A 21330-nucleotide genomic window follows, 5' to 3' on the forward strand; every position below is an offset into this window, starting at 1 on the left:
GATCTTTTATCTCGCTGTTGTCGGGCTAAGCCTAAGGTATACAAGTCGAGTTAAAGCTACGACCTACCATCCAATAAGCTGATAAAGAATGCCATTTCTAGTGCTCTTTCATGTAGGCTTTTAAATCGGCCTGACGCACCACCGTGACCCGCTTCCAAGTCGGTTTTAAAGACCAGTACATTATCATCCGTTTTATATTCTCTAAGCTTAGCAACCCACTTCATGGGCTCCCAATACTGCACTTGCGAGTCGTGTAGGCCTGTGGTGACAAGAATATTTGGGTAGGCTTTGGCTTCAATATTGTCATACGGCGAATATGCTAAAATATTCTGGTAGTCCGCTTCATTATTCGGATTACCCCATTCATCATACTCGTTGGTGGTCAATGGGATTGACTCATCCAACATGGTTGTTAACACATCCAAGAAAGGCACATGGCAGCCTAACCCTAAATACAGCTCTGGAGCTTGGTTTGCAATTGCGCCCATTAACAGGCCACCTGCACTTCCACCTGATGCAAACACTTTGTCTTTATGGCCGTAGCTCTGCTCAACCAAGGCCTTGGTAACATCAATAAAGTCGTTGAAGGTATTTTGCTTATGCGCCTTTTTGCCTTGCTCATACCATTCACGACCAAGCATCTCAGAACCTCGAATATGCGCAATCGCGTATACAAACCCTCTATCTAACAGGCTTAGAGTTTGACTAGAGAAGTTTGGGTCGATAGTAATACCATAAGAACCATAACCATACTGCAATAGTGGATTGCTACCGTCTTGATTAAACTTATCTTTGCGATACACCAAAGATACAGGGACTTTAACGCCATCTCTTGCAGTAATATGCAAACGTTCAGAGTGATAATATTCTGGTTTAAAATCACCTAACACTTGCTGCTGCTTTTTCAGCGTCTTCTTACCTGTAGTTAAATCACAATCGTACACTGAGCTGGGGGTTGTCATACTCGAGTAGTGAATACGAATATTACTTGAACTTGGCTCAGGGTTATTTCCTACCGTGGCAAAATAACAAGCATCATCAAATCCAAGGTGATAGCTCTGCCCTTGATAATCGTGGACAACAAAACGGATCTGCCCTTGTTCACGCTCAGTCAGCACAAAGTGACTGTTGAACAGCTCCAAGCCTTCTAATAGTACATGGTCGCGATGGGCAACTAACTCTTCCCATTGCTCGACATCACCAACGGTTGCCGCTGTTGCACGCATTAACCTGAAGTTTTTAGCATTCTTGTTACTCAGGATGTAAAAGAACTCTCCCATTTTTTCAAGACCATATTCATGGCCAATTTCTCTTGGAATTAGGGTGCTAAACTCACCGCAAGGATCGTTTGCATCCAGTATTAACTGATCGCTCGTTTCCGTCGCAGCGAGATAGATATAAATAGCGCTTTCGTCACGACTTTTACCCAATCCCATATAAAATTGGCGATCTTGCTCTTCAAACACCAAAATATCATCGCTTTGTGGCGTTCCCAACACATGGCGATACACTTGGAAGCCGAGCAACGTTTGCTCGTCTTTTTTGACATAAAATACGGTTTTATTGTCGTTCGCCCAAATGACCTGACCTTCCGTGTTATACAGCACGTCTTGCAGTAATGTATTGGTATTTAAATCAAGAAACTTGATGGTATAAATTCGACGCCCGTCAGTATCTTCGCTATAGGCAAGCAGTTGCTCATCTGGGCTTACGGTAATATCACCGATGTCATAAAACTCGTTGCCAGCGGCTAACTGATTAATGTCTAACAGCAGTTTTTTATCCGACAAATCTTCTTGTGATGCGCGATAATACTTAGCATATTCCTCATCACCACTCACTTCACTCACATACCAATAGTTGCCATCTTTTGCGGGCACTGAGCTATCGTCTTTTACGATACGACCTTTCATTTCTTCAAACAGCTGGGTTTGTAACGCTTGGTGAGGCGCCATTTGCGCTTCACAGTAATCATTCTCTGCTTTGAGGTGTGCCAACACATCAGCATTTTTACGCTCGTCATCACGCATCCAGTAGTAGTTGTCGATACGCTCATGATTATGGTGCAGCAAGGATTTCGGCTGCTTTTTGGCTAGCGGTTGAGTTTTTTCCATCACCAAGTTGTCATCCTAAATTCGTTATTTTTCGCCAGTGTATCATGATTCAAGAGCCATACCAGCGCACAAAGAAAAAGGCCGAGCATCACTGCGCGGCCTTTATATTATTGAGTGTAGACGAGAGTTTCTAAGCTTCTGCTTTCTCTAGTTGGTTATCGTCAGATTTAGGCTTGCGTCTGATCTTCGCTTTTAAGCGTGAACCCGCACCCTGCACATCCGTTAAGATGATGTATAAGGCTGGCACTAACACAAGCGTGATAAGCGTTGCGAATAGCACTGCAAAGCCAAGTGATACCGCCATCGGAATAACAAACCTTGCTTGTAGACTGGTTTCAAAGATGATTGGCATGACACCGGCAAACGTCGTGATAGAGGTTAGCGTGATTGCCCTAAAGCGTGCACAACCCGCTTCAATAACTGCCTCTTTAAGCTTAACGCCCTCGGCACGTGCTTGGTTGATATAGTCCGTCATTACCAAGGAGTCGTTGATCACAACCCCAGCAGCGGCTACCAATCCAAACATAGACATAGTACTCATATCTAAGCCAAACACTAAGTGACCCCATAGCGCGCCAACTAAGCTAAACGGGATTACCGACATCACGATAAGCGGTTGTGCATAGCTCTTAAGCGGTACAGCCAATAGGATATAAACCATCAACATACCAGCGGCAAAGAATAAGATCTGCTCACTGGTTTGCGCTTGACGCTCTTCCACGCTACCACCTAGCTTAGTTTTTACGCCTGGGAACTGTTTTAGTAGCTCTGGTAAGATATTTTCTTCGATATTCTTAACCACGGCATCTGGCTCAATCAGCTCTTCATCGATGCTACCGTATACATATACCGTTCTAAAGCCATCTTCACGACGAATATAATTGATACCCGGCTTCTCGGTAAACTCTACAACATCGCCTAGCATCACTTCTTTGCCTTTTGGCGTTGTGATGATAGTACGCTTAAGTGAAGCCAAAGCTTTACGATCAAGTTCAGGATAACGCACCATCACTTTGATCTCTTCGCCATCACGAATAACACGCTGTGCTTCGCCACCGTAGAAGCTATTACCAACCTGAATCGCAACATCGGCAAGTTGCAAGCCAAGCTCATAAGCCACTGGCTTAAGCGCGATCTGCATTTCTTTACTCGCAGGGTCAATACTCGAGCTAATATCAAATAACCCGGGTTGCTGCTGCAACATTGAAATAAGCTGTCTGCCCGCTGCATTGAGAGTCTCGATATCAGAACCTAGCAAGCGATAACCAAATTCACCCTCACCACCACTTTGATCGCCAACACTGTCATACACAATAATTGACTTCACTGCAGTGATCTCTGGCATTGCCTCGCGCCAACGGCGTGCAAGTTCAAAAGCCGTAAATGGTCTTTGCTCTTCGTCCACTAACGTCGATAACACTGAGCCCTTAGTGCGGCTCTGGTTCCAAGAATATACATCCTTAATCATGCCTTGACCGAACTCTTGGGCAATCTCTTTATCGACATTGCGTACCATTAACTCAATAGACTGCATCGCTGTAATGGTCTGCTCGTCTGATACGTTGTCGTTCATGGTAATTTCGATCTTTGGATAATCTTCAGGCACCTTAGGGAACGGAATAAAGCGCACTAAGTTCGAAGTTACTAAGCTAAAGCTAAATACCAGCATCGCCACAAAAGTTAATAATACGGTCCAGCGCCAGTCAACACAGCGCTGAATAAAGCGTCTGTATGGTCCGTTTACAAATGCGAAGAACTTCTTGTTAAATGCAGCACGACGACTGTTTGGACGTAGTGGTTTAATCTTAGTGTGAGCAATGTGCGCTGGCAAAATCCATTTGGATTCAATCAAACTGAATACCAAGCACAGAATAATAACGCCCGAGATTGACTTAAAGAATGCACTTTCAGGACCAGATGAGAACAACATAGGTGCAAACACAGCAATAGTTGTTAATACACCAAAGGTTGCTGGCGTTGCAACACGCTTAGCGCCAATCACCACATTCTTAACGCTGTGACCTTTGCGTTCAATTTCGGAGTAGGCGGACTCCCCTATGACGATGGCGTCATCCACCACGATCCCAAGCACCATAATAAAGGCAAACAGCGATACAATATTAATGCTGATCCCAAGTGCTGGCATAAATAGGAACGCACCAAGGAAACACACCGGCAAGCCAATCATTACCCATAGCGCTAATTTGAAGCGTAGGAAAATAGTCAGCATGATGGCGACGAGTAACGCCCCTTGTAACATATTGCTCTTCATCATCTCGAGTCGAGCATTCAGGTAGTACGTCATATCAACGATTGGTTCTAATCTTAAGCCTGCAGGTAACTTAGCGTTTTTCTCTTCGATATATTTATGTACCGCTTTCGCGATTGGGATCATATTTTGGTCTTTGGTCGCTTTAACCGACAGGAATACTGCATTTTCACCATTCAAACGGAAGTAATATTCACCTTCAGTCAGACCATCTTTAATTTCTGCGATATCTTGAAGATAAATTTTGGCGCCGTTATCACCGACCTTAACAGGAATGTTTCTAAACTCATTACCGCGGTACATTTGGTTTTCAACACGCACTGCAATAATGCCAGATTCGGTTCTGATTTGACCTGCTGAAATGTTGGTCGAATAACGTCTAATTGCGCTACTTACATCACTAATCGTTAGGTTGTAACGGCGCAGAGCGTCTGGATCAACTTCAATACCAATCTCATAGTCTGGGGTTGAACGGTCAACCAGTGAAATCGTTGGAATTTCGAGTAATTCATCCTCGATTTCTTTGGCAATTGGCTTGAGTGCATTCAACGGTAGATTACCAGCCAGCGCGACGTTCACCACGTCTTGACGAAATTCTATAAGCTGAACCTGCACGGGCTCCATGGATGCTGGGAAGGTCGCGATACTATTCACACGCGAGCGAATTTTATCTTCTACTTCCGTTAAGTCTTCATCTTTATAGATCTCAAGTTGCGCACTACCGCTGCCTCTAGCAGCACGGTAAACCCCTTTTTTGATTTCTGTAACGTCTTTTAATGCTTCTTCAATTTTGATCAAGATCCCCTCTTCAATTTCTTGAGGAGACGCGCCAGGATACACGGCTGACACCGTTACATAATTGATCTCAAAGTTTGGAAACATTTGCCTTTGGATAGTCATATAACTGATAAAACCCATTATCAGTATGAAGACCATCAACAAGTTTGCCGCTACCGTATTATTCGCAAAATAAGCGATAATACCGCGCTGCGATGCTTTTTCTATATCACTCATGGTCGCTCCTTGCTGTTACAGCTTTTCCGGCTGACTACTTGGCTTTGATGAGGAGTCCGTGCCAGCAACTTTAACTTCCATGCCTTTTTGTGGATATTCAGGTGGTGTCATGACCACTTTATCGCGACTTGTGATGCCATCGCCGATTAAGAAGAACTCACCCTCTTCGCGGATAACTTGCACTTTACGTGGCTCAAGCTGGTTATCTTGATTAAGTAACCAAACCGACTGATTATTCACGATATCTTGAGGTAGACGGTAGATTTGTTTTAACGTTTTACCCGCAAAGCTAACTTGTACATACGTACCGTATTTTATCGCTGGCTGGCGCGTTGTGAGACCGTACGGGTCGTTAATACGCACCACCAAGTTGTTCATACGCGTTTGTTGGTCAACAGTACCTAAATCTCTATCAATTACCGCTTCTCGAGTGAAGGCATTCACACCACGCTGATAAACCGTAGCGGCAAGACCTGACACTCGCTCAGGTAAAAACACAGAATCAAAACCCGCGATAGGAATAATCACTTCGGCAGTTTCGATGTTGTTGACCGTACCAACTGAGCTACCCATAGACACGAACTGGCCAAGACCAACGTCTTTTTTCACCACTAGTGCGTTATAAGGCGCGATAACTTCGCAGTTTTCTAAGTCTCGCTTTGCACGCTGCAGTGCAGCTTTTGCCGATTTTATTGAGGCTTTGGCGCTCATGACCTGCGGTTTACGTAAAAATAGGTCGGTATGCTTTTTATTTGGAAATCTTCTTGCTTCATCAGCGGCAACATCAGCTTGTGCTTGCTCTTCGATAAGCTGCGCCTCGGCTCTGGCAAGTTCTGCTTCTGCTTGTAGCAACGCGGCTTCGTAGTTATCTTGCTCAATACGCAGTAACACCTCGCCTTTTTGTACCACACCGCCTTCAACAAAGTTAGGGTGCCAGTATTCAACTTCGCCCGATACTTGAATAGAAAGTTGTGTACTTTCTAGCGGTTTTACTTCGCCATAGCTTTGGATCACAACTTGGTGATCTTGCGCAGCGAGAGTTTCAACTTCAACAACAGGACGAGAATCGACTTCTTGCTTCTCAGGTTCACTCTTAGCAACGGCATTGACGAACATAAATCCGACAACACCGACTATAAGCACGGTAAAGGGTAGAATCCATTTTAAAGTTTTAGCTTGCATGACAGTACCTATTGATAATTTCCTGACCGTATAGTACCAAGTTTAGCGCGTTCTCGGATGTGACATTTGTAAGAATCTGTTACACCTTTAGAACAACTTTTTATAACTATCGAAAAACAGCGGAAATTATAAAGTAATTTCAAACAATTAAGCACCAAAACCTTTGATTTATAAAGGTCTTTCTAAGTGCGACTTTTGTGAGTTATATAACAATTTTTTCGGCTTTTTGTCACATTTATCTCCCTAGATCTGCTTAGTGACATGGTGAAGCTCAAGCGCTAGAACGATACAGCCTACCAATACGATAGCGAACAACAGATAGATCCCAAGCAGCGGACTCAAGATGCCAAACATACTCGCCACAACTAAAGACAAGAAAACAGCAATAAACACCGCGACTAACACGAGAGAAGCCCGGCTCCAACACTGCTCGATAAGAACATCGCGTACCTTAGCACCGACTAAACGCTTAATATTAAAGACTGGCGCATTCAATATGGCGGCGAAAGCGCCGCTCAATAACACAACTAGCATTAGATTTAGTCTATACCTCAATCGCCCCAATAGCTGATGCCATAATGTCATGCTTATCCCTTCCCTAATTCAGATGGGTTGATTAATGCATTGAGTGGCCTGCGCAGTATTTGTTGTAGTGAAAAGTACAAACACGAACTCGACACCAACACTATCCCCACTGCCGCAATCGAAAAATCTGCCACATTAAATGTTTGTTGAAAGTATGGCGACAATAATAAACACCCTGTCAGGGAGATCATTAACGCAATACCTATGTGTTTAAAGTGGGTAGTAAAATCCTCTCGAGTTAGATCGCTGTGTTTGGCCCCCAGCACCATTTTCGTGCCGTAATAAGAAACCTTAAGTGATTGGCTATAACGAAAGACACCAAACAGGCCAATAATCACGAGCAGCAACGCCAACGCAAAGATAAACAGTGCTCCATAGGTAACCAAGGTATCAGTCAACAGGTATTGCTCACGCTGCGCTGTAAGTGATTTAAAACTAAAGATTTTCAATGCTGGATGAACTTGCGTAAGTAGCGCTGCAAAATGGGATTTAGTAACTGGCTGCTGAGTCTTAATTAACGCCGTATTACTTCCTTGTACAGCTCGATACACATGGGGCAGTGCGGGTTCGCCTGGCACGGCTAAATCAGCAACGACACCAATAATTTCAAACGCCGCATCTTCGTCTGTAATGTTAAAACTCAAGCGCTTGCCTAGCGCCTTTTCCTCTCCACCTAGCTGCTCAGCAAAGGTTTTATTGATAATTAACTGCTGCTCACCGCGGCGCACCGCTTCACTATCGAAAAACTGACCTTGAAGTAACGGTAAAGAAAAAAACTCAAGATAACCACTATCCACAACTCGGCCAACCGGATGCACGCGTTCAAGCGTCTCGACTTCTTGCAATGACCAAGTGCCAACACCTTGCCCGATGGGTGAACGACTTCGACTCACCGCGATTACTTCTGCGGTATTCCCTAGGGCTTCACTGGCTTGACGCATTACCTCTGTGTATTCGTCTCTCGGCATTGTGTCAGGAGCATAAAACGTGACTTCGTATTTATTCTTGAGATCTACCGCATAAGCATTTTTGAGATGAGAGATGGCAGCAACACCGACATTAAAGCAGAAGAAGGTCAAGATAATAGAAATACTTAACTGACTCACCGCCATGATCCGTTGTACTCGCTCACTCACAACAACGGCATTCCCCTTACCGCTTTGTTTTAGCATGTGCGTTAAGTGACGAAAGCGTATTGCTGACATTCCAGCTAACAACAATAACCAGCTCGTCAATAAAGCGACCAATACCAGTGCAAGCACACTTTGCCAAGTTAACGAAATCAGCTGCGCTTGCGGCAACAATCCCACTAGCTCTTTCTGTAGCCACTGGCAGATAACATAAGACGCTCCAATTGCAACCACGAGTGATACGAAGCAAAGTACTAGCAGCGGTAACCATTGCATCAGCGCAATATCTCTTATTTTTGCTCCCACCACCGCCTGAATTGCCAGCCGGCGCTGGATTTGACTGAGTCTCGCAAGGTATAAATTACTGATATTTAATAGCGCTATACCAAGTAAACCAAGCGATACCACAAACATTCCAAATAACAATAAGGGAGACTTACCGAGCATAATTGATTTCAACGACACTGCGCGAATGCCAATATACCACTTCGCAAAATACTCACTGTCGCTCACTTTGCTGCGCCAAAGTGTGTTCATTTCATTGGAAAGCGAGAGGCTGACTTGTTCATGCTCCATCCCTGTAGCCAGTTTACCCACCATCAAGTTAAGCGCATAACGGTTCCACCAGTAAGGTTTAGCTTCCTCTGAGGTTAGGTTGTATTGCCAAGGTAGCCATACCGCAGTGTTGTGCATCAGCTTTTTTAAGTTAGGTTCATAAAACCGCTCTGCCGCCACCCCGACAATCGTGAACTCTCGCTCATCCAGACGCAGCGTTTTATTTAAGATATCAGGGTCGCCATTGAAGTGACTTTGCCAAGCTTGAAAGCTCAGCACTGCAACAGGGTTGCTCTCATTGACAGATTCAGTAATAACCCGCCCCATCGCAAGCGGCATATCAAAAATACTAAACCACTGTGGCGAGACATAAGCTGATTCAACTTGAGGCGTATCAGCATCTGAGGTAAGTAACTGCTCGGCATAATGCACCATCGCCAGTTGCTCCATTGCGACTGGTTTATGCTCGTATAAATGCATCAATGATGGGTAGTTAAAGGCTTCGCTGCTCTCGTTACCATTTTCATCAAACATCGGGTATTCAAGTTTAACAATACGTTCTGCATCCGGGTATGGTAGAGGTGAGAAATACAGGCTATGTAACATCCCCATCGCGACCAGCATCACAACGAATACGCAGCTCAGCGTAGTCACCACACTAACATGGTAAATATTTGCACGGCCTAAGTTGAACACTTGCATGGTGCCCTCTCTATGCTCGTTGACTAACAGATTGAGCAGAAGCGACGGTACCTAACAGCTCACCATCAAACAATTTCACCTGCCTTGGAGCCATATCGGCATAACGTGGATCGTGCGTCACCATACAAACTGTGGTGCCTTGCTGATGCAATTCAGCGATTAATTGCATCACCTGATCGCCACTTTTCGAATCTAAGTTACCTGTCGGTTCGTCCACCAGTAGAATGCTTGGCTCGGTCACCAAAGCACGAGCAATCGCGACACGCTGCTGCTGCCCGCCTGATAGCTGATTTGGCTTATGTTGAACGCGATGCGACAGTCCAACCTTTTGTAAACAAGACTCGACTCGCTGCTTTACTTCAACCTTACTCAGCTTTTCAGAGCGATACTTTAGCGGTAAAGCAACGTTATCGAATACCGAAATTTCATCAATGAGATTAAAAGCCTGAAAGACAAACCCAATATGCTCATTGCGAAGCTCAGCGGCTTGATCAAGCGTCAGCGATGTCACATCATGAGCACCAATCGTATAACTACCACTTGTCGCTTGGTCAATTAAACCAATGATGGATAACAAAGTAGATTTGCCACAACCAGATGGGCCAGAGATCGAAATAAAATCGCCTTTTGCTATTTCCAGTGAAATATTTCTCAGTGCGTGTGTTTGCAGCTCTTCGGTTTCGAACACTTTATTAATATTTTTAAGCACTATCATTTTGATATTCCTACTCTAATAAGATTGTCTCATCTAGACTGGCAAGATAGGCTAGATCAGAAATGATTAATCGTCTCCCGGCTTCAACGCCAGAATCTATAACAATATATTTCCCAGTTGAAGCACCAAAAGTGATTTCTATCGGCTTTGCGGTGTCATCACTAGTCAGTGCAAATAAGGTCTGCGTTTGATTATCTTTGGCATTGGCGGGACGTTGTACATAAGTGGCATTGGCAAGATGCTTAATGGCGATGCTGGCAGAAATGCTCAGCTGCGCTCGCGCCTGCTTCGGTAAAGCATTTGGTAAACTCACTTCTACTTCCACGCTATTGTTTGTCACCACCGGGTCAACTCGGATCACTTCGCCTTTTACTTTATTGGCTTGCATGTTCACCATCACATATTGCCCAGTTTCAACCCAGCGCACTTGGGATTGTGGCACAGACAATACCGCCACCAACGACTGGTTAGAGCCAATTAATGCTAACTCGTCACCAACATTGACTCGTTGCCCAAGCGCCAGAGGCATTCGCTCAATAACCCCTGAGGTACTAGCTCTAATCTCTAGTTGTTGTTGTTTTTCTAGTAAGTTATTGAGTTCTTGCTCGCGAATGTTAATTTCTTCGTTGGCAAGGGTAAGCGCCGAACCATGCAGTGCTTGCAGCTGTTTAGCTTGCTCTTCTAGCATGGTAATTTCATGTTGTAAGGTACTCAAACTAGTTTCAGTTTGGGCAAAATTAAGCGCGGAAATAATGCCTTGTTGTGCAAGGTTTTGCTCAGCACGATGACGCAACACTAAGGTTTTTAACTCCCCCCGCTTTTGCATCAGCTGTTTTTGTTCGTTTAACTGCTCCCTTTGCTGAGAGAGTAGCAGCTGCTCTTTTATTGCCCACGACTGACGCAAAGCTTGTTTGGCTTGCTGAACTTGCAACACCAGATCAGGACTCATGAGCTCAGCAATCACATCACCTTTACGAATAATTGCGCCCGCTTTGTGATGGATCACCTTAACAATGGCCGCACTTTGCGCGTTTAACAAAAACTGCTCAGCACTACGTAACTCTCCAAAGCTGTCTACTGACAACGTAAGCGGACCTTGTTTCACCTCCGCGACCAGTATTTCAGCGCGCATCACACTGGAATGAGATGCCCATTGTTGCCACAGCAAATAGACAACTATCACCGCCATTAAACAGACAACAACGATGTAATGTGTGGTTTTTTTTTGCTTTGCCGGTTTGACTAGATCCATTTCCCCTCCTAACTGACTACGCACTAAGAGCGAGAACTATGCCAAATTAAAAATATTTTTAAATTTCAATACATTAAGAAAGAATAAAATACCCAACATTGCTACTTTTTCGAAATCGGACATAGCTTTTCGGAATCGAACAGACGTTTTAACTTAGTTGCAAGTCTGTCGTTTATCTTTTGTTACATTCATTTTACCTTGAGTTTCTGACAGGCTCTGATGTTTTGGGTACACTCGAGTTTTTACTATTTCGAGTCAACATTATGAAGAAAACGGCATTAAGCATTGCCCTCGCGCTCACCTTTGCAAGCGCCCCAAGCTTTGCTAAAAAAGACAAAAAAGAAGAAGAAAAAACCATCGCTTCAATTATCGAAAATAAAACCAGTATTGATGGCCTTTTCCCACTTTATCAGGACAAAGAAAGTGGCGAGTATTTAATGCAGCTCAATGAGTCGCAACTCAACACTCCTTTCTTGTACTTCGCACATACTGTTGACGGCGTTACCGATGCTGGTCATTTTCGAGGTAATTACCGCGAAACTAAACTGATTGAATTTAGAAAGCACTTTGACCGCATTGATATTATCAGCAAAACACCGCGTTTTATTTTTGATGAAAACTCAGCCATCGCCAACGCGAGCGATGCCAACATCAGTGAAGCCGTACTCGCCAGTATCGAAATTGAAAAAGCCGAAGATGGTAAAATTTTATTCAAAGCGGATAAGCTATTTTTAAGTGAGTCACTACACAAAGTATCTCCTTGGAAACGTGTGGATGACAAAAACGCAAGCAAACGTTTTGCCCTTGGCAAATTAGACGATAAGAAATCTCGAATCGTTAAGCACCGTCCATACAGCAACAACTTAGATATCGTTGTTGATTATGTCTTTAGTAACCCAGACCCAAAAGTTGCAGGCTCAAATGCAGTGACAGACTCACGTTTTGTCTCGCTAAAAGTACAACATAGCTTTGTCGCTCTGCCAGACAATAGCTACCAGCCTCGCTACGATGACGCACGTATCGGTTATTTCACCAATCAGTTTGACGTGCAAACATCACCAGATTGGGCGCCGTATAAAGACGTTATTAAGCGTTGGAACTTAGTGAAAAAAGACCCGAGCGCAGCGCTTTCTGAACCTGTTGAACCAATCGTATGGTGGATTGAAAACACCACGCCAGTCGAATGGCGTGACACGGTTCGCGATGGTGTACTAGGATGGAATAGCGCGTTTGAGAAAATCGGCTTTAAAAATGCCATTGTGGTTAAAGTACAGCCTGACGACGCTACTTGGGATGCAGGCGATATCAACTACAATGTCCTACGCTGGACTTCATCACCTCGCCCACCGTTTGGCGGCTATGGTCCGGCAACTGCCAACCCGCTTACTGGCCAAATTCTTGGTTCCGATATCATGCTAGAGTATGTATTTATGCGTAACCGCTGGATGTATGACTCACTCTACTCTCAAGGTCAAATGAGCCATGGAGCTGAGGCATCAAGCGATACATTACACTGTTCGCTTGGACATGAAATGCAAGGTCAATTGATGACGGCAAGCCTAGCAACAGGTGCTGACATCGAACGCAAAGAAATGCTACGACAGGGCTTAGTACAGTTGGTTCTTCACGAAGTAGGACACACCTTAGGCCTAAACCATAACATGAAGTCTTCAATTTTGTGGGGCCCTAAAGAAGTACACGACAAGTCAAAAACACAAGGTATCGTAACAGGCTCTGTGATGGACTACGCGCCAGCTAACATCGCCCCACCAGGCGTTGAGCAAGGTGATATCTTCCAAACCAAACCGGGTCCATATGATGACTGGGCGATAGAATTTGGCTATAGCACGGCACTTAACGATGACACCCAAGAGCAACAGCGCCTTGAAAAAATCTTATCTCGCTCAGGCGAGCATGGCTTAGCTTTTGGTAACGATGCCGACGATATGCGTGCGCCGGGCCGTCATATTGATCCTCGCGTGATGATTGGTGACTTATCGTCCGATCCAGTAACATACGGCGTTGACCGCATGACCCTGATCAACCATCTATTCACCGAACTAAAAGACAAAGCACGTGTTGATGGTCAGTCTAACCAACAGTTATTAACCTCTGCAAATATGCTGTTTGGTCAATACCGTGGTCAAGCAACTGTGATTTCACGCCAAATTGGCGGTGTATACGTTGAGCGCAGCGTAGTGGGTACAGAAGGTGAAACGAAACCATTTACACCAGTACCACTTGCGCGCCAAAAAGCAGCAATGACCGCGCTAAAGGAAATGGTTTTCGCACCGACCGTGCTTGAAAATATGCAGCCTCTTTATAACTACATGCAAGCACAGCGCCGTGGCTTTAACCACTATGGTAAGAACGAAGATCCTAAAGTCCATAAGATGGTACTTGGCATGCAAAAGTCGGTACTAGACCAGGTACTACACGCGAATGTATTACAACGTATCAGCGACTCTGCGTACTATGGTAACGAATACAGCCTAAACGAGGTTATGAACGAGCTGACCGCCGCTATTTTCGTTGCCGATAAGAATGCAACTACCTTAAGCCAGAACCTACAAATTGAGTACGTTTCTCGCTTAATTAATGTTGCAGGGTTGAGCAAAGCGAGCAAATACGACAATTTGGCAAAAGCCGCTGCACTATTCCAACTGCAGAGTATTTTGGATAAGAGCACAGCTTGGGGTGCCGATCAGGCAACTAAGGCACATAAAGCGTATATTGACCGTATGATCACAAAAGCGCTAGAAGCGTAACTCGAAAATTTTTGTATTACGCGAGTGAAATGAGCGAAAACGTTAAGGGCTAGCAATTTGCTAGCCCTTGTTTTGTCTGGTTATATCACTAAGCTAAAGCAGGTTTCGAGCGATAGTGCTGAATACAACCTAATTGCGCCGCATTAGTCAGTAAAATCATCACAAACATCAACACGTGAGCGACGCTAACATGACCTAAGCTCAGTTCAGCAGCCAACCCAATTCCTCCCGCTAAAAACTGCAGTGAGAAATACCTAGCGCTTAAGTTAGAGACATCACCGCTTTTAATCGTTTTATAGGTTTGTGGCATGACTCGAATTGAACTCATCACTAGCCCTAAGTAAGTTAACGCATTTAATAACGCAGCAGCTTCGACGTTCTTTGCCAATAAAAGCCCAAATGGCAACGTCGACAAACCAAGCAAAAGTGCTAATTGATTACGCTGTTTCGAGCTTGCGTTGTACCGAATAAAATAATATAAAATAAGTGCACTTAAAGAGCCTGTAATAACAAAAGGTAGCACCATAAAAAAACGTTCAAAGAAAACGTTGTAGGCAATAAAGTAAGAGCTTTGTGCAACACCAAAACTCATCATTAACAGTGATACACCTGACACACTGCGATTTTTACGGATCTTCCTAATCAAAGGAACAAAGCTTAAAACCAAAACGAAAGAAGAAACGATCGGTAAATATTCGCTCAATGCCAACTCCAAATGTCTAAATTGTTGCTAAGTTAAAGTGCTGTAAAACCTTTAAAAACACATTGTAAATTTATGATTTTTAAGGTTTTATTTTTGAAGGCGCGCATTTTAAGAGCTAACTTTTAAAATACAACTGGACGCCTAACATCCAACCTTGAATAGATGGCAAGGCTGGAATACAGGTGTATATAAATAAATACAAGGAATTACTATGAAGTGGCTATTCATTATACTTACTAGCATTGGCTTGAGCGGATGCAATTCCACTCACACCACTACAGCAGACATGAGACAGAAGGTAGATGTAACTTCTCTATTCAACCACTCTCTTTTTGCGCTGAAATCAGTTCCTTCAGAACAACAAATCTTCACTTTACCTAAGCAAGAAGCAGAAGCTTTATTAACCTATGTTGAGCGGTTCAGAGGTAAAAATGTAACCAAAGACGAAATTCTTGGTAATTTCCTTCAGGCAAAAATTGGCCACTTTTCTTACGACGGTGAAACATTCATAGCCAGTGAATTGCTAAATCAGCAGTCCGGAAATTGCATTTCTCTAGCTATATTATCTCAGGCTTATGCCAATATTCTCGGTATTGAAACTAGTTACGCCAAAGTCGATAGCTTTCCAATCTATCAAAAAAATCAAAATTTCGTACTCACCTCAAGTCATTTTAAGACAAAACTAATTACACCAAAGGAAGAATTAGCAACTCTAAATAACAGACTTTCCTTTAGCGGAACTGTTGTTGATTATTTCCCTGAGCAGGATAGTGTATTCTCAGGGAATGCACAGTATGAAGATTTAGTCGCAAAGTTTTATACCAATTTGGCCGTTTCCGCTTTGTTGGAAGCTGACTATGATATGAGTTATTCTTTATTGTCTGCTGCGCTCAAATACGCCCCAAGAGACGCTGAAGCTATCAATATTGCCGCACTGTTACATAAGCATGTTGGTGATAGAAATAGTGCGAAGCAAATCTATGATTATGCCTTCAACAATCACCTCACCAGCACCAATTTGTTATTGAATTACCTTAACTATATTCCCAAAGACCAAACTAATCTCAAGAATATGATCCTAGCGGAGCTTGAACAAAGCCCTACTTCCCCTTTCGATACCCTCTCGTTAGCTTCGAGCTACATAAAGCAACAGCGCTATAAAAAAGCCAAGGAGCTTATTGAACCTTTATTGTTGAATTATCATTACTTGCCGGAAGTTTATGTCGAGCTCGGGAAAATTGCTTATTTAGAGCAAAGATACCAAACCGCATCTGAATACTTCGAGCAAGCAGTCAATAAGTCCAGAGAGCAGTATAAAAAGGACCTATACACCGCCAAGCAAAAAATGTTGAACCATTTATTGGTTCGTAATGAGGATATAAAATAAGGAATGACATAAGTTAAGTAAAACTTATGTTAAAATAATATATATAAAACTTTACAAAATACATTATTGTTTCTATTTTGGTGTGTGGATGTTCAAAAAACATACCACCAACTAGTCGTGCTCAACAGTGCACCCAAGGCTTGGTTCGGTATTGAACGACGCCCAACTTTTTATCTCAAGTTGGATAACCACACACTCAAAAGGAATAACAATGAAACGACACATTCTTGTCACAGCATTAGGTTTAGCATCTGGTATCGCGATGGCACAAGCGCCATTAACGGAAGCTCAGATGATGGAATATACCAGCAAAGCTAGCAAAGCAATGATTGGTAAAAAGTACGATCTCAACCTTCCACTTATTACTCAAAACAGTGCTAAAAATACTTCAACGTCTACACAGACCATTGTGCAAACGGTTTCACACCCAGATGCAAGCTACATCAAACTACACTTTAAGAACCTCAATCTTGCAAGCGGCGGTAAACTCGTTGTTCGCTCGGAGGATAGTGGCGAGCGCTATGAATATACCCAAGCAAACCTCCGCGCTGCAACAGTTGATCCAAACCTCGGCGATGACGGCGTTAAACAGTTTTCTGCTATGTCAGTCTCTGCTGATAAAGTCATCATTGAATATACCCCAGGCCAAGGCAATGCTGGCAAAACACCCGAAATCGATTTTTACTATCATGGTACTGAAGGACAAGCAACTGTTGAGGGCTTGACCGATGTGACGCCCATGTCAACTTGTGGCGCAATGGAACGTAAAGACGTGCAGTGCTGGGCGCAATCGCACCCGGTGGAATTCGAGCGTTCACGTCCAGTCGCCAGACTGCTCATGAACGGCAGTGGTTTATGTACGGGTTGGCGCGTTGGTGCCGATAACCGCATGTTTACCAATAATCACTGTGTGGGATCAGCATCAGAGCTGGCGAATACTGAGGTATGGTTTAACTATCAAAGCACGAGCTGTAACGGCAGCCAGCGCGAAACTGTGGTAAAGGTCACAGGCAAAGACTTCCTTAAAACAGATTACACGCTAGATTATACGCTGTTTACCATCAATGATTTCGCTAAGGCCCAGCCGTTTGGTTACTTTGGCTTAGATGTGCGTAATCCATCGCAGGGCGAGCGTATTTACATACCTCAGCATGGTTCAGGTAACCCTAAAGAGCTGTCGATTGAGTCTGATCAAGACACCAATGGACTATGCTCTGTGAACCAAGCAACGGCGAATGGTCGAGGTACTGGTACAGATATAGGCTATTACTGCGACACTATTGGTGGCTCATCAGGTTCACCAGTACTTGCAGCCTCAACCAATAATGTTGTTGCGCTACACCACTTAGGTGGATGTACCAATAAAGGCGCTAAAATTAGCTTAATTTGGCCTCAGGTTTCGACTCACTTTGGTGGCCAAATTCCTGTTGGTGATAACGGCACGACCGATCCATTGCCTGTTGCGTTATTTACTTACAGCTGTAATGACCTAAGCTGCAGCTTCGATGGTTCAGGATCTAGTTCACCAAATGGTTCTATTACACAGCATAGTTGGCAGTTTGGTGACGGCGCATCCGCTTCAGGTGCGCAAACTTCACATAGCTTCACAAACTCTGGCAGCTATACCGTAGAACTCACCGTGACAGATAGTAATGGCGACACCGCGTCAACAACACAACAAGTTGCCGTGACGCTACCAGGTGAAGAGCAAAAGCTTATCAAAGGAGTTGCAAAAACGGGGCTTTCTGGAGCGAGAAACAGTGAGATATTCTTCTATTATGATGCACCTGCAGGCGCGAATACAGTGACATTTTACACAAGCGGTGGCACTGGTGATGCTGATATGTACGTGCTCAAAGGCACAGAACCCACAACCAGTAATTGGACTTGTCGCCCTTATCGCTCTGGCAATACTGAATCTTGCAGCCTCAATGAAGGGGCTGGGCGTTATTGGGTGATGATCCGCGGATATAATGCATACTCAGGTTTGCAAATCGTAGCAGATCACAACTAGCCAAACTTCGAATAAACAAACTGAATGATTTGCGGGGGCTCGCCCCCGCTTTTTTGATAGCAATCTTCAGCGATTACCTACAACTCATACCAAACACTAAACCAAACACGGTTTTCATTGGTCATGTTACGCCCCTCTATACGACCCACTCCAGCACTAAACTGCAGATCGGTTAATCCTGCGGGAGCAAAATCAGCGGCCTTGTCTAATATCACTCGAGACAAAGGTAAGCGCATCTTAATACCGTAATTTTGCCCAATTACTTCTCCTTCTAACTGATGCTGCTTATAAAATAACTTAGGTTTACCCTGCTGCCATGAAGTTGCAAATTCATAGCCTAAATAGCGGCTTCCCGTAGCAAATAGATGCGGTAACATAGGTTCGCTGACAGCATGTAAACTGTTACTAATGCTAGTGCTGGTAAGCGCTCCACCACCCACAGATAGAGGCAATTCGCTGCTGTAGCGGCTATCGACCGATGCGTAGAATGGAATTTGCCATGCTTTAGCGAACAGATTCACCTGATAATCAAAACCATCTAATTCACCTAGCCACTGAGCTGCAGAGACTTGCAATGCTACACCATGCTGCTGAGTATCCCACATTGCACGACCGTTAAAGCCATAACGCCCGCCGTTCCATGTCTTTTCACCATGTTGCACACGAATAACACCCAATTCGGGAGCGAGGTAGTTCAACGCTTCACCAAAACGATAGCTAGATGACAAGGCAAATTGCTTAAAGCTGCTCTCATTCGAGGTATTAGCTTGTGGCGAGCGAGACTGCTTATCCGCTTCTAGCTCTTGATATCCAGCATCAAACGTCGTTTTCCAGTTTTCATGACGATATTCAAGTTGGGCAAATGCGCCCATCAACGCGCCATTATTCATACTTTTCTCGGCTCCAAGCTGCCAAGCAAGTTGGCGCAGCACATCCTGCCCTTTTAGTGACACGCCCAAACTATCAAAGGAGGCGCTATTTAATGCGCCAGATAAGGCGATAGAATAAGACTGTTCGAACACAGAATAATCAGAACTGGGCAGCACAGTTTGGTCTATCTTAGCCGCAGGTAATTGATGGGGATGCAGCTCTTTTTGTTCCGCCTCATCCACTTGCTCCAACACGCTCACAGTGCGCCAAGCCGGAGAAACTATTTTGTTAACCTTAACACCTTCAGGGGTCGCATAGCTCACCAGTAACTGCTGTGAATGGGTAATAATTTGCTCAAGCGGTTTAGCACTTGCAGGTAAGGTCTCAAGTACTTTACTTTCCACATCATAACGCATCACCGCTAAGTGGCCTGCGACTCCGGAAATAAAGTACAGCTTGTCATCATCATGAGACCAAGTTAACCCCGAAAGGTATTGATGTGACTTGGGTAAGTAGACGATTTCGGTTGTATCGTGGCTAAGATCTTTAACAACAAGCTGCCAGCGTTTATTAGGAGTAACATGCACATAAGCTAATGTCGTCTTTTTATTAGAAAGCACGGGAAAGTCATGGACATCACCAAGCTTACTTGTGGTGATTGGCGCTTGCTTGCCTGAGTCCAACTCCATGATCACTAGCTGTGAGTAACCCAAACGGGACACCTCCGCAATAACGGTATTAGCATCAACAATACTAAAGCGGCGAATACCCGCGCCTTCGGTTAGTTGTTTAGGCTTTCCAGTACCAACTTTCCAGACAAATAAATCATTAATAAAGCTATCGTCTGCATCCGGCGTTTTTGCAACGAAGTAAATATGGCTGTCATTCAGCCATTGGGGGTAATAGATACCAGCAAAATTATGAGCATTAAGCTGCGCGAGTCGCTTCTTTGGAAAGACTTCAGGTGCGATATCCACAATATCTTTAGGATCGGCATTTAATATCGCTTCATTGCGCTTATTAAATTGCTCAATGGCTTCTACATTTTCTTTGCTTTCGTAGATATTGAGTATGACTTGGCGTTTACGATTTTGCTCTACCACCAAAAACTGACTGCCATCTGGAGAGAACGCGATATCTCGAGCAGCATACGCAAACTGCTGCCAAAGTTCACTCTGTGTCGGGATCAAGGCTTTCTCTTGCTGCATGGCCTGATAGCTATATTCAACAATAAAGCGACGATATAACTGGCTGGCTGGCGCTCCAAAAGCCCCACTAAATGCGGTTTCAAAACTGCGAGATTCCACCGCCTGCACTCTTGTCCACACGGCATCTAACGTCTGTGCGCCATAATTATCCTCAAGCCATGCTAGAAAACGTACGCCGACTAAGTACGCCATGGAATTGGAAAGATAAGACTTGTCGCCATCATCTAAAGCGCTATAGGTCGGTAATGCGCCTTGCTGCGCGTAATAACGCACAATGCTCTCACTATAGTTATCGTACAAACGTCCTCGCCCCGTTAATCTAGACTCCAGCAAGGTCGCATAGCCTTCGCTGACCCAACGCGGTAATACCGCATCGAGCAAGTCGGTAATATCGTGCCAATCTCTGAGATGTTGTCGCCATTGGTTACGGCTAGGCTGTGATAGATGAACGAGATGAATATATTCGTGCAAAATGAGCAACTGCTGCCAACTGGTGTTATTTGCGATGACGGAATCAGCTTGAGGCGGCGTTGCTTGCAGTGCCATCATTGGTTTATCTGTGCTGGGTAATGCAAAGCCATTGGCCGCATTTTCTGGATCGTAAATAATCACATCAGCACGTTCACTCAAGGCTCTACCTTGTTGTGCCAGCACTTTATCTCGCACTACCTCCAGCTCATTTGCTGCAGAATACGCCCATTGCTGAAGCGACTGAGGATAATGCACATTGAAGTTTTCAGTTTTGATGGTTTGCCACTTAGCCTGTAAACCAAAGCTAGTAAAAGCAACAAAAATTATCAGTAGCGCTCGCATTACCTTTCCTAAATAAATTCAGTTGCGCTAGCTTAACAAGAGATGTAAA

General features: G+C 44.2%; 12 protein-coding genes. 3 read left to right on the top strand and 9 right to left on the bottom strand.

The window, feature by feature from the left end:
- Window positions 1-56: 56 nt before the first annotated feature.
- The 7 genes from PPIS_RS14300 to PPIS_RS14330 form a co-directional block, all read right to left on the bottom strand.
- Window positions 57-2114, bottom strand: coding sequence for a S9 family peptidase (locus PPIS_RS14300; protein ID WP_010376520.1), 2058 nt, complete (start codon window positions 2112-2114; stop codon window positions 57-59).
- A 130-nt stretch (window positions 2115-2244) separates the two neighbouring features.
- Complete coding sequence (locus PPIS_RS14305) at window positions 2245-5397, bottom strand: efflux RND transporter permease subunit (protein WP_010376521.1); 3153 nt, start codon at window positions 5395-5397, stop codon at window positions 2245-2247.
- A gap of 15 nt (window positions 5398-5412) precedes the next feature.
- On the bottom strand, window positions 5413-6579 hold the full coding sequence (locus PPIS_RS14310; RefSeq protein WP_010376523.1) for an efflux RND transporter periplasmic adaptor subunit: 1167 nt from the start codon (window positions 6577-6579) through the stop codon (window positions 5413-5415).
- 243 nt (window positions 6580-6822) lie between these two features.
- A complete protein-coding gene (locus tag PPIS_RS14315) occupies window positions 6823-7164 on the bottom strand; it encodes a hypothetical protein (RefSeq protein ID WP_010376525.1) in 342 nt (113 codons plus the stop codon).
- A 2-nt stretch (window positions 7165-7166) separates the two neighbouring features.
- A complete protein-coding gene (locus PPIS_RS14320) occupies window positions 7167-9551 on the bottom strand; it encodes an ABC transporter permease (RefSeq protein ID WP_010376527.1) in 2385 nt (794 codons plus the stop codon).
- Window positions 9552-9561: 10 nt separating this feature from the next.
- Window positions 9562-10266 carry an ABC transporter ATP-binding protein gene (locus tag PPIS_RS14325; protein ID WP_010376530.1) on the bottom strand — a complete coding sequence of 235 codons (705 nt, stop codon included), beginning with the start codon at window positions 10264-10266 and terminating at the stop codon, window positions 9562-9564.
- 10 nt (window positions 10267-10276) lie between these two features.
- Complete coding sequence (locus PPIS_RS14330; RefSeq protein WP_010376533.1) at window positions 10277-11518, bottom strand: efflux RND transporter periplasmic adaptor subunit; 1242 nt, start codon at window positions 11516-11518, stop codon at window positions 10277-10279.
- Window positions 11519-11781: 263 nt separating this feature from the next.
- Here PPIS_RS14330 and PPIS_RS14335 point away from each other — a divergent pair, with 263 nt between their 5' ends.
- Window positions 11782-14286 carry a zinc-dependent metalloprotease gene (locus tag PPIS_RS14335; protein ID WP_010376534.1) on the top strand — a complete coding sequence of 835 codons (2505 nt, stop codon included), beginning with the start codon at window positions 11782-11784 and terminating at the stop codon, window positions 14284-14286.
- A gap of 88 nt (window positions 14287-14374) precedes the next feature.
- Here the strand turns inward: PPIS_RS14335 and PPIS_RS14340 are convergent, their stop codons facing one another.
- Window positions 14375-14989 (bottom strand): PQ-loop repeat-containing protein, encoded by a 615-nt coding sequence (locus PPIS_RS14340; RefSeq protein ID WP_010376536.1) that lies wholly within the window; start codon window positions 14987-14989, stop codon window positions 14375-14377.
- Window positions 14990-15200: 211 nt separating this feature from the next.
- Here PPIS_RS14340 and PPIS_RS14345 point away from each other — a divergent pair, with 211 nt between their 5' ends.
- Window positions 15201-16376, top strand: a complete 1176-nt coding sequence (locus tag PPIS_RS14345; protein ID WP_010376542.1) for a tetratricopeptide repeat protein — start codon at window positions 15201-15203, stop codon at window positions 16374-16376.
- Window positions 16377-16587: 211 nt separating this feature from the next.
- Window positions 16588-18390: a PKD domain-containing protein gene (locus tag PPIS_RS14350; RefSeq protein ID WP_010376544.1), complete on the top strand. Its 1803-nt coding sequence runs from the start codon at window positions 16588-16590 to the stop codon at window positions 18388-18390.
- A 77-nt stretch (window positions 18391-18467) separates the two neighbouring features.
- Here the strand turns inward: PPIS_RS14350 and PPIS_RS14355 are convergent, their stop codons facing one another.
- Window positions 18468-21281 carry a TolB-like translocation protein gene (locus PPIS_RS14355; RefSeq protein WP_010376546.1) on the bottom strand — a complete coding sequence of 938 codons (2814 nt, stop codon included), beginning with the start codon at window positions 21279-21281 and terminating at the stop codon, window positions 18468-18470.
- Between the last annotated feature and the right edge of the window lie 49 nt (window positions 21282-21330).

The organism is Pseudoalteromonas piscicida, assembly GCF_000238315.3.
GTDB lineage: Bacteria > Pseudomonadota > Gammaproteobacteria > Enterobacterales > Alteromonadaceae > Pseudoalteromonas > Pseudoalteromonas piscicida.

Bases quoted from the DNA above. Each gene is read 5' to 3' on its own strand.
- PPIS_RS14355 (WP_010376546.1), bottom strand. From the start codon at position 21,281: ATGCGAGCGCTACTGATAATTTTTGTTGCTTTTACTAGCTTTGGTTTA.
- PPIS_RS14305 (WP_010376521.1), bottom strand. From the start codon at position 5,397: ATGAGTGATATAGAAAAAGCATCGCAGCGCGGTATTATCGCTTATTTT.
- PPIS_RS14330 (WP_010376533.1), bottom strand. From the start codon at position 11,518: ATGGATCTAGTCAAACCGGCAAAGCAAAAAAAAACCACACATTACATC.
- PPIS_RS14325 (WP_010376530.1), bottom strand. From the start codon at position 10,266: ATGATAGTGCTTAAAAATATTAATAAAGTGTTCGAAACCGAAGAGCTG.
- PPIS_RS14350 (WP_010376544.1), top strand. From the start codon at position 16,588: ATGAAACGACACATTCTTGTCACAGCATTAGGTTTAGCATCTGGTATC.
- PPIS_RS14310 (WP_010376523.1), bottom strand. From the start codon at position 6,579: ATGCAAGCTAAAACTTTAAAATGGATTCTACCCTTTACCGTGCTTATA.
- PPIS_RS14300 (WP_010376520.1), bottom strand. From the start codon at position 2,114: ATGGAAAAAACTCAACCGCTAGCCAAAAAGCAGCCGAAATCCTTGCTG.
- PPIS_RS14335 (WP_010376534.1), top strand. From the start codon at position 11,782: ATGAAGAAAACGGCATTAAGCATTGCCCTCGCGCTCACCTTTGCAAGC.
- PPIS_RS14320 (WP_010376527.1), bottom strand. From the start codon at position 9,551: ATGCAAGTGTTCAACTTAGGCCGTGCAAATATTTACCATGTTAGTGTG.
- PPIS_RS14345 (WP_010376542.1), top strand. From the start codon at position 15,201: ATGAAGTGGCTATTCATTATACTTACTAGCATTGGCTTGAGCGGATGC.
- PPIS_RS14315 (WP_010376525.1), bottom strand. From the start codon at position 7,164: ATGACATTATGGCATCAGCTATTGGGGCGATTGAGGTATAGACTAAAT.